General features: G+C 38.0%; 15 protein-coding genes. 7 read left to right on the top strand and 8 right to left on the bottom strand.

Going from position 1 to position 12,456, the window contains the following annotated elements:
• Positions 1 to 15: 15 nt before the first annotated feature.
• The 4 genes from ACHOLT_RS20145 to ACHOLT_RS20160 all read right to left on the bottom strand — a co-directional run bounded on the left by ACHOLT_RS20145 (position 16) and on the right by ACHOLT_RS20160 (position 4,466).
• Positions 16 to 1,347: a 2-hydroxycarboxylate transporter family protein gene (locus ACHOLT_RS20145; RefSeq protein WP_425804395.1), complete on the bottom strand. Its 1,332-nt coding sequence runs from the start codon at positions 1,345 to 1,347 to the stop codon at positions 16 to 18.
• A gap of 120 nt (positions 1,348 to 1,467) precedes the next feature.
• The gene (locus ACHOLT_RS20150) at positions 1,468 to 2,175 is read right to left on the bottom strand and encodes a response regulator (RefSeq protein WP_425804398.1); all 708 of its coding nucleotides are present in this window, start codon (positions 2,173 to 2,175) and stop codon (positions 1,468 to 1,470) included.
• The gene (dcuS, locus tag ACHOLT_RS20155; protein ID WP_425804401.1) at positions 2,175 to 3,770 is read right to left on the bottom strand and encodes a DcuS/MalK family sensor histidine kinase; all 1,596 of its coding nucleotides are present in this window, start codon (positions 3,768 to 3,770) and stop codon (positions 2,175 to 2,177) included. The genes ACHOLT_RS20150 and dcuS overlap by 1 nt, the downstream gene beginning before the upstream one ends.
• A 129-nt stretch (positions 3,771 to 3,899) precedes the next feature.
• Complete coding sequence (locus tag ACHOLT_RS20160; RefSeq protein WP_425804404.1) at positions 3,900 to 4,466, bottom strand: cache domain-containing protein; 567 nt, start codon at positions 4,464 to 4,466, stop codon at positions 3,900 to 3,902.
• Positions 4,467 to 4,655: 189 nt separating this feature from the next.
• Between ACHOLT_RS20160 and ACHOLT_RS20165 the strand changes: the two genes are divergently transcribed.
• Positions 4,656 to 5,582, top strand: a complete 927-nt coding sequence (locus ACHOLT_RS20165; protein WP_425804407.1) for a DUF2935 domain-containing protein — start codon at positions 4,656 to 4,658, stop codon at positions 5,580 to 5,582.
• A gap of 103 nt (positions 5,583 to 5,685) precedes the next feature.
• Here the strand turns inward: ACHOLT_RS20165 and ACHOLT_RS20170 are convergent, their stop codons facing one another.
• Positions 5,686 to 6,012 carry a winged helix-turn-helix transcriptional regulator gene (locus ACHOLT_RS20170; RefSeq protein ID WP_425808195.1) on the bottom strand — a complete coding sequence of 109 codons (327 nt, stop codon included), beginning with the start codon at positions 6,010 to 6,012 and terminating at the stop codon, positions 5,686 to 5,688.
• Between the two features lie 128 nt (positions 6,013 to 6,140).
• Here ACHOLT_RS20170 and ACHOLT_RS20175 point away from each other — a divergent pair, with 128 nt between their 5' ends.
• The 5 genes from ACHOLT_RS20175 (at position 6,141) to ACHOLT_RS20195 (ending at position 9,781) form a co-directional block, all read left to right on the top strand.
• Positions 6,141 to 6,794: a flavodoxin family protein gene (locus tag ACHOLT_RS20175; RefSeq protein WP_425804410.1), complete on the top strand. Its 654-nt coding sequence runs from the start codon at positions 6,141 to 6,143 to the stop codon at positions 6,792 to 6,794.
• A 207-nt stretch (positions 6,795 to 7,001) separates the two neighbouring features.
• Positions 7,002 to 7,439 (top strand): LytTR family DNA-binding domain-containing protein, encoded by a 438-nt coding sequence (locus ACHOLT_RS20180; RefSeq protein ID WP_425804413.1) that lies wholly within the window; start codon positions 7,002 to 7,004, stop codon positions 7,437 to 7,439.
• An 8-nt stretch (positions 7,440 to 7,447) separates the two neighbouring features.
• Positions 7,448 to 7,855 (top strand): hypothetical protein, encoded by a 408-nt coding sequence (locus ACHOLT_RS20185; RefSeq protein ID WP_425804416.1) that lies wholly within the window; start codon positions 7,448 to 7,450, stop codon positions 7,853 to 7,855.
• 157 nt (positions 7,856 to 8,012) lie between these two features.
• Entirely contained in the window at positions 8,013 to 8,921 is a 909-nt protein-coding gene (locus ACHOLT_RS20190; protein ID WP_425804419.1) for an ATP-binding cassette domain-containing protein, read from the top strand.
• On the top strand, positions 8,921 to 9,781 hold the full coding sequence (locus ACHOLT_RS20195; RefSeq protein WP_425804422.1) for an ABC transporter permease: 861 nt from the start codon (positions 8,921 to 8,923) through the stop codon (positions 9,779 to 9,781). The genes ACHOLT_RS20190 and ACHOLT_RS20195 overlap by 1 nt, the downstream gene beginning before the upstream one ends.
• A gap of 274 nt (positions 9,782 to 10,055) precedes the next feature.
• On the opposite strand, the gene ACHOLT_RS20200 is transcribed toward ACHOLT_RS20195, so the two are convergent.
• The 3 genes from ACHOLT_RS20200 to ACHOLT_RS20210 form a co-directional block, all read right to left on the bottom strand.
• Positions 10,056 to 10,796 carry a peptidase MA family metallohydrolase gene (locus ACHOLT_RS20200; RefSeq protein ID WP_425804425.1) on the bottom strand — a complete coding sequence of 247 codons (741 nt, stop codon included), beginning with the start codon at positions 10,794 to 10,796 and terminating at the stop codon, positions 10,056 to 10,058.
• 96 nt (positions 10,797 to 10,892) lie between these two features.
• Positions 10,893 to 11,357 carry an HD domain-containing protein gene (locus ACHOLT_RS20205; RefSeq protein WP_425804428.1) on the bottom strand — a complete coding sequence of 155 codons (465 nt, stop codon included), beginning with the start codon at positions 11,355 to 11,357 and terminating at the stop codon, positions 10,893 to 10,895.
• 82 nt (positions 11,358 to 11,439) lie between these two features.
• Positions 11,440 to 11,976, bottom strand: a complete 537-nt coding sequence (locus ACHOLT_RS20210; RefSeq protein WP_425804431.1) for a hypothetical protein — start codon at positions 11,974 to 11,976, stop codon at positions 11,440 to 11,442.
• 234 nt (positions 11,977 to 12,210) lie between these two features.
• Between ACHOLT_RS20210 and ACHOLT_RS20215 the strand changes: the two genes are divergently transcribed.
• Positions 12,211 to 12,453: a hypothetical protein gene (locus ACHOLT_RS20215; RefSeq protein WP_425804434.1), complete on the top strand. Its 243-nt coding sequence runs from the start codon at positions 12,211 to 12,213 to the stop codon at positions 12,451 to 12,453.
• The last annotated feature ends 3 nt before the right edge of the window (positions 12,454 to 12,456 follow it).

Consider the following 12,456-nt stretch of genomic DNA (forward strand, 5'->3'; position numbering starts at 1 on the left):
ATTAAAGTAAATTATTTAGTTACCAAACATCCGCATTAAGATCGTGGCGATAACAATCATGGAAGCTCCGCCAATCCGGGTCGAAATTTGAGCAAATGGCATAAGCTCAATTCTGTCAGCCGAAGAAAGAATAGCAACGTCTCCTGTTCCGCCTAAACCGCTATGACAAGCGGTGACCAATGCCGATTCAATTGGATACATTTTTAAGAATTTACCGACGAAGAATCCGGAGGTAATCATAGCAAGAACTGTACTAATGACGATGACGATATACGCCGGGCTGATCAGCTTGACAACATCACTTAAAGGCGTATATAAGACCCCAATTCCGACCATGAGCGGGAAGGTTAAATTGTTTGAAACAAATTTATACCAGTGAAAAGCACCTTGCTCCATTCTTGCAGGCATAATCTTCAGTGCTTTAACAATAGCTGCCGCAAAGATCATAATAATAGCTCCGGGAATTGCGATGGCCATGTTGGCTAAGTTCCCAAAGATATAAAAGCTAACTGCTAACAAAAGTCCGGCTCCCATTAGGGGAAACTCGATGGGCTTATCAATGGTTGTATTTTCTTTGAGTAACTCTTCATCATTACCGCCTTTAACTAAAAGCCCGTTTCCTGTGAGATGTTGCTTCTTTTCTCCTAACCGTTTTAAGAAACCGGCAGTAATAATTGCTACAACATTTCCAAGAACAGCAGCAGTTGTTAACGGTGCAATCATCGATGCCTGGGGAGCATGGAGGATTTCCGAGTAAGCGATGGAAAGCGGAAGCACTCCTTCTCCAATCCCACCGCCGATAATCGGTACAACGATATAAAAGAAAGTATGTTTAAGACTGAACCCAAAGAGTGTTCCAACTAAAGACCCAACGACAATAGAAGCAATCGTTCCCACAATCAAGGGGACGAACATTTTTAAGAACCCTTGGATTAACACCTTCCGATTCATACCCAAAATACTGCCGACGACCAAGGACGAAATATAAAGATAGAGGAAGTTATCCGTTTTCATAATTGCGGTTATAGCTTTTAACTGATCCGGATTAAGCCAGTTAAGGAAGACCAGAATGGAGGGAACAAAAATAGCAAGAATTGCCGGACCGCCAATGTTCTTGATAATCGGGATTCTCATTCCCATATCCCCAAGAAACATTCCCATGATCATAATGATGGCAAAGCCGCCGATCATATCTGCAGGAAGCTTACCATAAAAAGAAGCGGTAAAGATGACTGCAGCTAAGATCGCGTAGAGCGGGAGGGGTATGGCACCAATTTTGATGTTGCCAAAGGCCGACCAAAAACCTGACGTTTGCGGGGTATTGTTTACGGTATCTACCGTAGCCATAATATAAGCACCTCCTAAAAATTTATCTGTGCTTATATTAAAATTTTTCTGAAATTTTTTATATATTATTTAATTTTGTAAATATTTTTGTAATTAAAGTAAGTGTTTCCCATTTTTTACCTATAAATATCCATTGATGGCTTTAGCCTTTGAGGGAATAAAACGGTGTTTATAAACCGGCCGGCCGACAGCCCCATAAAGAACCTCCGTTTTCAACACTTCGATCTGGCTTAGAAAGCTGAGATACTTACGCATAGAAACCCGTGAAATCCCAACACGTTGAGCAATCTCATCAGTTGAAAACGTTTGATTGCCCATTTCCCGAATATTTTCCCAAACGAGTTTAAGCGTCTCTCGCGTAAGTCCCTTAGGCAGCTCCCCCGTTCTTCCCAAAGCTTCTTTATGAAAAATTTGTTTGTCTAAGTCAACTTGACTCAGCTTTTCTTGATCTTGCATTAATGCTGCCCGTTCACGATATGTTGTTAAGGCTTCTCGAAAACGGTCAAACTCGAAAGGTTTAATTAAGTAATCCACTGCTCCATATTGCAAGGCTTTCTTAATGCTGCTCCGATCCGCCGCAGCTGAAACAATGATGACATCTACCCCTTTTCCCATTTTACGAATCTGCGAAAGAAGCTCTAAGCCATTGAGTCCCGGCATGAAGATATCCAACAGAATTAAGTCAACTTCTTTCTTTTCTAACAGCTTCAGCCCTTCATCGACTGAACCTGCAATTCCTTGGAGCGTAAATCCTCCCACCTGTTCCAGGTAATGCTTATTGAATTCGGCGACCATGGGATCATCTTCAACAATTAATACTTTAATCATTACTTCTCCTCCAGGGTTTCATAGGGTATATAAAGCCTGAACATCGTTCCTTGGCCCTCCTGAGAATATATTTCCATCTGTCCGTTTCTTTGTTCCAAGCTTTTTTTGACTAAGAAAAGTCCAAAGCCTCGGTTATTAGCCTTTGTCGAGTATCCTTTAATAAACATTTGTTCTTTAATTTCTTCGGGAATACCCGTTCCATGATCCGAAACTTCTATTAATAGCTCACCTTCATCATAATCCAAGTTTAATTTAACACGCTTATTTTCCGCATTCAATGCCGCTTCTAAGGCATTGTCAACGAGGTTTCCGATGATTGCCACTAAATCATGAACAATTTCCGGATCTGCCGGCTGAGGCAAATTGCATTCTTCAGCCAGCTCCAATTCGCAGCCCATTTCCCGGGCATAACTGAGTTTTCCCATAATAAATCCGGTAAGGACGGGATCCTTAATATTGCGGGCAATAGATCCAACTTCCACTTGATAGCGATTGGCGATCTGGCTGATATAGGTCGCGAGTTTTTCATAATTTTTTATATGAGCTAATCCTAAAATAACATGAAGTTTATTCATAAATTCATGGGTTTGAGCCCGCAAAGCTTCAGTATAGACTTTGATGCCGGTTAATTCCTCCGCCAGCAGCTTAATTTCAGTCTTATCCCGGAACGTAGAAATGATTCCGACAATTTTGTCGTTTACTTTGATCGGTACTGTGTTTGACAGCAAAGTAACTCCCCGAAGATTATATTCAAAATCCAACTCAGGCTTGCCTGTCGTCAATACAGCTCTCATTTCAGGAACATATTCTTCAATATTTATCCCGATTATATCCGTAACCCCAACTTGCTTAAACAAACGAAGTGCTTCAGCATTGGCAAGAGTCACTTTTCCTTCAGAATCAGCTGCAAGGATACCTTCACGGGTTGACTCAAGCATCGCATTGCGCTCTTGAAGCAATCTTGCAATTTCTGCCGGTTCTAACCCAAACATGATGTTTTTAATTTTTTTAGCAAGCAGCATAGCGCCGATAATTCCTATCAGGAGTCCAAAGCCCATTCCAAGATACGTCCTTGACCGGCTTTGGTCCACCGTTTCCTGTACTGTATCGAGAAGTATCCCGACGGCAACTGCGCCGACCTGCTTTCCGTTTGAATCAAAAACAGGTGTAAAAGCTCTTAAAGACATACCCAAAGTCCCTTGAGCCGTTGAAATATGTTCGTAGCCTTGAAGTACCGGTCCTTCATCTCCCCCAACAAAGTGTTTCCCCAATTCGCTGCTATCCGGGTGAGATTTACGAATTCCGTTCATATCAAAAACGACAATATAACGAACGTGTGTTAAGTTCGTAATTTCATTGGCATAAGTCTGAATTTCTTTTTCATCTCTTTTTCCGCTCAGTCCTTCAATCACTACAGGTGAGTGGGCAACGATCCGTGAAATATTTACGGCACGGTCTTCAATACCGGCTTCCGTAGTATTTGCTACTTCACGGCTGATGAGTATATCAGTCACCATCAATGATAAAGCAACCACTAAAAAAATCAGTAAGAGAATTGTTTTCTCCAGCGTAAGCCGCGGCTTTGGAAACTTCATGGTATCCTCCGTTTTAAACAATTATCGCCTTATTATATCATACCTCAATTCCATTTTAATTTACGCAAAAAAGCCCTGGCAGCATGAATAATCCATTCCGCTGCCAGAGCTTTAAACTGCTTTTCTCATCTACTTTTGAGGAACTGAAACGGTTAGAACAGCAACTGTTTTATCCCCGGCTTTAAGAGGAAGATAAACCTTAATATAACCACTGCTTTGGGTGCTGGACGTTTTACCGCTTTTCAGCACATCACCCACGGTAGAGGGAGTTGGATATCCTTTGAGTACGCGCTCTGTCCCTTGTTTGACACTGCTTGAGATTCTTTCCTCACCGACAAAGATAGAAACTCCCATCGTGTCTGGGAAAACTTCATTAAGGCCGTCTACTATCTTATAATTTCCGTTTTCGGTATAGCTTCCTTTACTTAACGTTGTTCCATCGACTTTCCAATCCCCAGGGTAATTTTTACTGATATAATCATTGATCTTTTTCTCGATCTCTGCCTGGCTTGCCGCATCACCGGGCTGAGCGGATTCCGTCGGATGATCCGGTGGAAGAGCGGTCGATGACGAAGATGTTTGAGGAGGTACAGGAGATTGGCTTTTACTTGCCGTACTTGGTGCATTTGAGCAGCCCACTAAGGAAATGCTCATAGCTAAAATCGTCGTTACCATTATGACTTTCTTACGAAGCATTTTTTCCTCCCATAGATGATTCTGCCTAAATCTAAGCGAATCAGTTTTCATTTTTACGTTAGTGAACATTCGACACATTCCTAATTATTTCCTTCTTATCCTAAAATTCAATTTAAAGTTAATCTTTAACCTTCTTTTTATTTCTGCATATAGTATTATGCTAAACCTGAGAAAAAAGGAGGTTTTTCCATGCTTTCCAACGAGGAATATATTCGCCTGTCTCTGGAACTCAACTTGTTTTTCATGCGGATTGCTAAAGAACATTCTTTTTTTATGGAGACCGCTTTTGGGATTAACGATCAAGCCCTTGCCCAGCAAGCAGATGCATTGAGGTGTCAGTTTTCAGCCTTGCTCTCGGAAGCTATCTGCCTTGCCGATGGCTTAATCAGTCCAGAAGTTCTTGCCTCCGGTGAACTCGTGACAAAACTGACCTTAGACTCAGAGCGTGCTTCAGGCTATTATTCAGGAATTGACCTGAATTCTGAACTCACGCAACAAGAATTATCCTTAGGAAGTTCACCTTCTCTTCCAAACCCTGTCATGCTTCAGCAAGTATTCGAATTAAACCAACGGGCGATCGAAGCTACAACTGCACTAGCCGATTATAAATCAACACTCCTTCAAAATGTGTTAAGCTGCCGAACATTTACTTTTAATTATCCTCTGCTGATCGATCACATCCTGCGCGAAGCCCGTTTTTACCTAAAAATGCTTACAACACTTCAAAACCGCCAGATTGTCGATCTTAAACGCGATATCATTGATCAAGAGGCTTTCTGGAATCGGATTATGGCCGAGCATGCCTATTTCATACGCGGCCTGCTTGATCCTACCGAGGAAGAGCTTTTTGAAACCGCTCATCGGTATGGGAAAGAATTTGATAAACTGACGAAACAGGCTCAGACCATGACCGAACAGACCACCATATTGCCTAAACTCAGTCGCGAAGCCTATGAAGCCACTGTCGGCTTAAGAAACTTTAAAACCGCTGGTACTGAAGGGCTGATCCAATGCAAGATTAAAATGATTGCTTTGCCCCTTCTAGCAGATCATGTTACGCGTGAAGCCAATCATTACCTTCGCATTCTTAATGCATTTACACGTCGTCTAAAATAGGAAGGAAAACTCATAAGCAACTCTAAAGCAAAAATATCATAAGAATAAAACTCCCGTTAATTCACAAAAATTAACCGGAGTTTTATTCTTATGCTTTTTCCGCCTATTTAGCAATATGTTTCTCCCCCCATTGAGACATAAGTTTAAGTATCGGTACTAATGTTTTCCCTTCCTCTGTCAACGAATATTCAACCTTAGGAGGAATTTCATTATACTGTTCCCTGTGAATTAAGTTGCTGCTTTCTAATTCTTTTAACTCTTTGCTTAATGTTTTGTGCGCAATAGGTTTTAATGTTTCTTTTAACTTGTTATATCTAATTACTTCAGCTTCATATAATCTCCATAATATTATCCATTTCCACTTTCCTTCAAGAGTAGATATTGTATAGTACAATGGACAACTTCCGTACTTATACTCAAAATCTTCCAACATAATGCTCCTTTGCTCACCTTTTGGTTAGTATATAACAAACATGTTCATACTCACCTATTTTCTTATAAACATATATAATTCATTGCATAAAGTCAATTTATTTTTTAGCGATGGAAGTATAAGTAATGAAGGTAATAGCGATTAACGGTAGCCCTAGAAAAAACAATAATACTGCCACTCTTCTGAATAAAGCACTTGAAGGAGCTGCTTCAAAAGGTGCTGAAACAGAACTTATCCATTTGTATGACCTAAACTATAAAGGTTGTATAAGCTGTTTTGCTTGTAAAACAAAAAACGGTAAAAGTTATGGTAAGTGTGCTTTACAGGATGATTTAACGCCTATCCTTGAAAAGGCTTCAAATGCTGATGCTATTATACTTGGTTCTCCAATATATTTTAAAACAATTACAGGAGCTATGAAGTCTTTTTTAGAAAGGTTAATGTTTCCATATTCAATGTATGCTCCTGGTTATCCAAGTATTTTTGGAAGAAAAATCCCAACTGGGGCCATTTACTCCATGAATGTAACGAATGAACAAATGACAGATTTAGGATATAAACAAGGTCTTAAATTCGTTGAAGAATATATGACGAGAATTTTTGGATCCTTTGAATTATTAATGGTCAACGACACATATCAGTTTAACGATTATTCAAAATATGTTGTTACAGTATTTGATGAAAAGAAAAAGGCAAAAGTTAGAAAAGACCAATTTCCTAAAGACTGTCAAGCTGCCTTCGATATGGGGGTAAAATTTGTTCAACAGGCAAGCCTATAAAATCATATTCCTTTTATAAGCCGCCAAGAGGTGTAAGGAAACTTCGGTTTCGATACACCTCTTAATTTATTTGCTTTAAATATAATACTCGATTTAGCTGCTTATATCATCTTACTTTCGATTTAGGTCATTTCACTATTCCATTATTAAAAAACTTCATCGACTATGATAGAATTTCCATAAGTCTTTCAGAAAAAGGAGAATAGGATGAAGCTTCTTGTGGAGCAGTCTCTGGACTGTAAAGAAACCGAAATTAAAATAACCTGCGGTCTCATAGATGAACGTTTAAAGCGTCTTATTGAGCAAATCAGACTGTTCTCATTTTCTGTTACTGCCGAAAAAGACGGCGTATTGCTTCCAATTGCACTGGAAGATATTTATTATTTTGATACAGCTGACAACAAAACATTTTTATATCTTAAAAAAAATGTATATCGCTGTGATAAAAAACTATATGAACTTGAAGCACAGCTTGCGGATACCCCTTTTATCAGAATAAGCAAAAACTGCATTTTAAACACAGCTATTGTAACTTCTATGCGTGCGCAATTCAGCGGAAGATTGGAAGCAACATTGAAGAATAATGAAAAGGTGATTATCTCTAAACACTATATAAAAGGGTTCCGCGATAAATTTCAGCAATAGGAGGTAGAATGGTGAAAAAGATTATTATTATTACTTGCTCCAGCTTCACCGCCATTGTGTTAATCTTTGCACTGCTCTCAAACTTCACTATGGTTCCGGATCTGTCTAAAAGCATAGTTTTGCAACTATTTACCATGGCCGTGTCGATTGCTGTGTTAATGTTTTTCAGTGACAAAATAGAGGAAAAATTAGATGTCAGTTCAATTGCCGTGGACGCATTAATTCGGGTACTTATCTGCTATATCGTGGTCTTTTGGGAAGGTTGTTTGTTTGGAATGATCCCCTTTGGTTGGAAAGCCATCGCCTATATTAGCCCTGCTTTAATCCCTACATTTGTAATTACTTATGCAATAGCGTACTTTACTATCGTTGACTATGCTAAGGTAATAAACAAAAATATAAAACAAAGAAATTAAATGAAGCATTTGATCTTAAAGCCGACGAAAATTCGCCGGCTTTTTACTTTGCCTTTTTGTCATTTTACTTTTGGGTTAAGTCACCTCGCTTCTGCACCTATTGGAAATAAAAAACAGATTGATATGATAATACCAGAACAAGAAAGGAGCATCTGGAATGTCCAATATTATAACAGTTAACAACCTCAAAAAGACCTACGGTGAAATCAAAGCGGTCAAAGGAATAGATTTTTATGTGGAAGGCGGAAAGCTATTTGCGTTCTTAGGCCCGAACGGGGCAGGAAAATCAACAACAATTGATATACTATGTACTCTGCTTGAACCAAGCAGCGGACAAATAATCATTGATGGTCATGTCCTTGGCAGAGAGGATGATGCTATTCGAAATAAAATCGGGGTTGTCTTTCAGAGCAGTGTGCTGGATTCACTTTTAACCGTCAGGGAAAATCTAACCACACGAGCACGTTTGTATGGAATGAGCAAACAAAAAATCAAAGAGGCTGTAAGAACTGCTGCACTCATAGCAGACGTTATGGAATTCATCGACCGGCCCTATGGAAAGCTATCGGGAGGGCAGCGGCGGCGGGCTGATATTGCCCGAGCACTGATCAACACTCCCAAAATACTGTTTTTAGATGAGCCGACAACCGGACTGGATCCAAAAACTAAAGAAGGTGTTTGGCAAACCATTTTTAAACTTCAAAAGGAAACAGGCATGACCGTGTTCCTCACCACGCACTATATGGAGGAAGCGGCAACGGCCGATTACATCATTATTATTGACCGCGGGCAAATCGTCGCTAAAGGTACACCTTACAATTTACAGGAGCAATACAGCTCCGACAGAATTAATATTAAGGCGAAAGACAAAGACGCCATAATCAAAATTTTAGACGATGAGCAAATGCCTTATTCTCTTAAAAACGGTTTAATTACCGCTGATATACCTGATACTGTTGCCGCGATCCCGTTATTAGAAAAAGCAAAGACGCATATAGACAGCTTTGAGGTGATTCATGGCTCCATGGATGATGTTTTTCTTAGTATTACAGGAGGTAAAGAATAATGTTTAATCTTGCAGAGCGTAACTTAAAGATATTTTTTCGTCAGAAAGGCGCCGTATTCTTCTCCCTTTTAGGGGTGTTTATTATCCTAAGCTTATATGTTTTGTTCTTGGGTAATGCCTGGATCGATTATCTTCCAAAGGGTTTATCGGGAGCCAAAAACCTTATGAATAGCTGGATTATCGCAGGTATTGTTCCTGTGGCGTCCATCACAACGACAATGGGTGCCTTTGGGATAATGGTTGAGGACAGGGTACAAAATAACAGCAGGGACTTTTATGCATCACCTATTAAACGAAGTAAAATTGTCGGCGGGTATATTCTGAATGCCTTTGTCATAGGTGTCATCATGAGTTTGATTACTTTTGCAATAGGGGAAATATATATCACTGTCAGCGGAGGAACATTTTTATCCTTCGTTTCTATGTTAAAGTTATTTTATATAATGATAATTTCTGTAATGGCATCCAGCTCTATGATATTTTTTCTTGTCAGCTTTTTTTCAAGCATAAGTGCCTTTACAACAGCAAGTACTATTTTAGGAACGCTTATAGGCTTTTTAACCGGAATTTATTTACCAATCGGAACATTACCTGATGCCGTGCAATGGATAGTTAAACTGTTTCCGATATCTTATGCTGGAGCTCTAATGCGGCAAATTATGCTTGAAGAACCTGTTGCCATTAGCTTTGCAGGGGTTCCAGAAAGTTACGTTTCAGATTTCAAGAGAATGATGGGGGTCACCTATACCTATGGCGAATATACACCTACAGCTGCAATGTTTACTTTAGTTCTTATTGCTACCGCTTTTGCATTCTTTGCCCTTGCATTATGGAATCTTTCAAGAAAAAGAAAAATTTAAGATTAAATACAAATAACGGGTTCCGATAAGAAGTTCAAAACTACGAATCGCGTTTAAATTCACATCAACTTTCTCACAAGTAATCACGGGTATAAGCTCTACTAAAACTCAACGAGGAAGACTGTAATTTTTACCGGTCTTCCTCGTTGGCATTATGCCCGATTTAGTTTCCATTAGTCTAAGGGTGTTCTAAATGTCACTGGTTTAAATTCAGATAGGCTTACTTCACATTTCAAGAAAATTACGCAATTAAATTTAATAGAAATCCAAGAATTTATTTTAGCAGATAATTCTTTTTAATATACTCAATCCATTTACTTTGCATTTCGTTCTCTGTTATTCCAAAAACATCTACAAAGTTATTAGGTGATTTAATTAATTTATATAACTTATCATAGCCAAACTCTTCAATTATTGATTCTACTATGGTGTATGAGTATTGATACCCATTACGTTTGAAAAACGTTTCAAATTCCTCGCCAGTATCTAAATCTTTGAATGTAGGCAGCATATCACTTACTAATCCATTCTTAACGGTTTTTCTTATCCAGTTTTCATTATTGTCTTTTGCTTCGTAACATGCAATTCCTTCATTCAGCCATCTGGGTGTATCCTCATTTATTTCATTTACTATAATATGCACAAACTCATGTACGGCTGTATTTAATACGTTATCAAATTCTGAACCTGGTGGTGGATTTAAAGGAGACGCTATTGCAATTTTACCTACCCCAATCCCCCCTCTTATCCAATCAGGTGCATTTGGAAATCCTAAAGCAATATGAAGTTGATTAAGGTCTGAATGAATCTCAATAGTCAATTTCTCTTGAAGTTGTTGATTAAAATTAGTGGTAATTCTTTTATAATTATTTTCAAGAACATCTGCCACTTTATCGATACATGTTGTATCTGTTTCTGTGTAATAAATTATAAAATGTTGAGTTTCTTTTTTGAAATTTAATTGGTAATCCTTCTCTTTACAAATCTCTTTCCCGTTGATATTTATATATTCCATGTAAATGCTCCTTCTAGTCAAATATAAATAATCTTTACTTCGCTATTTCCTACCATTACGTCAAAACACAAGAATAATGTGATTTATATTTGAATCTTACGCAATGCCAAATTCAAGTTTAAGTTTTTCGTACCTGTTTTTTTCATGTGCCTTAATTTCGAAAGTAGGATTATACAAACAGTGCTGAAAAACATCCGCATCTATTAAAACTTCATTAAAATCAGAATGGACGACTTCTTTTTCACTATGGGTATAGATAGCATCGCAAATCATTTTAGTTTCATCAACATTTGTTATCTGTAATGATGTAAGTATTTCTCTTGCCAAGATAGCACCTTTACTTGCATGGTCTTTGGGGTCCATTTTGACATATGAATATATGTCATGAAGCATACCTGCCATTGTTGCAAGTTCAGCGTTTTCTCTACGCTTTAATGCAATCAATGTACAGAATTGAGCAACACCATATAAATGTAAATAAGCACACCTTCGTTCTTCAACATCTGTAATATTCAAAAGTATTTCATCAATATATTTTCTTAAAATTTCAATTCTGTCCATAAAGTTTCACCTCACCAATAATAATCATTATCCTAGGAATGCGTCACAACATACGAATAATGCGTACTAATCTACTACATTGCTATTCAAGATTGTTGCTGTTCCTGTACTTTTTAGGTATTAAAATATTTGATATTTCAACGGCTTGTTCTCTGTTTTTACAAGGCGCTGAAATTAAAATGCCATCTTTATTACTCCAACTATATTGACTACTTCCTTCTTGGTCTCGAATAGATATGGTCACCTGTTTAAATACGTTATTATAGAATAAATCACCATAGATACTTTTGTCTCCTGATTTTAGGGTTAGTGGAATCTTCTTATAGTTATCAACCTCCTGTATAAAATCGGAGTAGTCAAAAACTTTATCCTCAATAATTATTTTTCCATCAAATTTATCAAATGAACTAAAGAATCCTATTGTATATTTACCTTTAATCTCAATATTAACGGGTTCTTCATATCCTGAATTTCCCACTTGGTACCTTACTCCACTATACTTGTAATCAATATTTCTAAAGGTAAATGCTCTGAAAATTCCTATGGTTATGATTAATGCAACTACAAAAATGATTAGTCTTTTTTTATCTTGATTGATATAGCTGGTGAAATTTAACACATTATCACTTCCTAATTATTAATCACTTACCTTCTTAAATATAACTTTTGTAAGAAAAAATCTCATAAGGTCTCCATGGTATAATCATACATTATGCTACAGCTGCGTACTAACTTGAGATTTATTCCATATTATAACATAAGTTCAAATTAGATGCCTTTGGTTTTAAACATCTTTACTGTTTAAATGGTTATTCACACCAAGAATTACACGCCTAACAAATTTGTTAATGCTGTGAATTTAATTGTGATTTCTCGTGTACCCGGCAAAATCTATATGCCTTCAACAACACCGCGGCAAAAGATTTCTGCCGTCAAACGCTTTGGTGGGGATACCATCGAAATCGTTCTGACCGGGGATACCTTTGATGATTCATCAAAAAGAGCACAAGCGCGTTGTGATGATACAGCATATAAAAACCCCCGGATAAGGAGACTTTTTAAGGCTTCCTTATCCGGGGGTTTCGTTTATTCCTAGTTT

Source organism: Desulfitobacterium nosdiversum, from assembly GCF_049860565.1.
GTDB classification, from domain to species: Bacteria; Bacillota; Desulfitobacteriia; order Desulfitobacteriales; family Desulfitobacteriaceae; genus Desulfitobacterium_A; species Desulfitobacterium_A nosdiversum.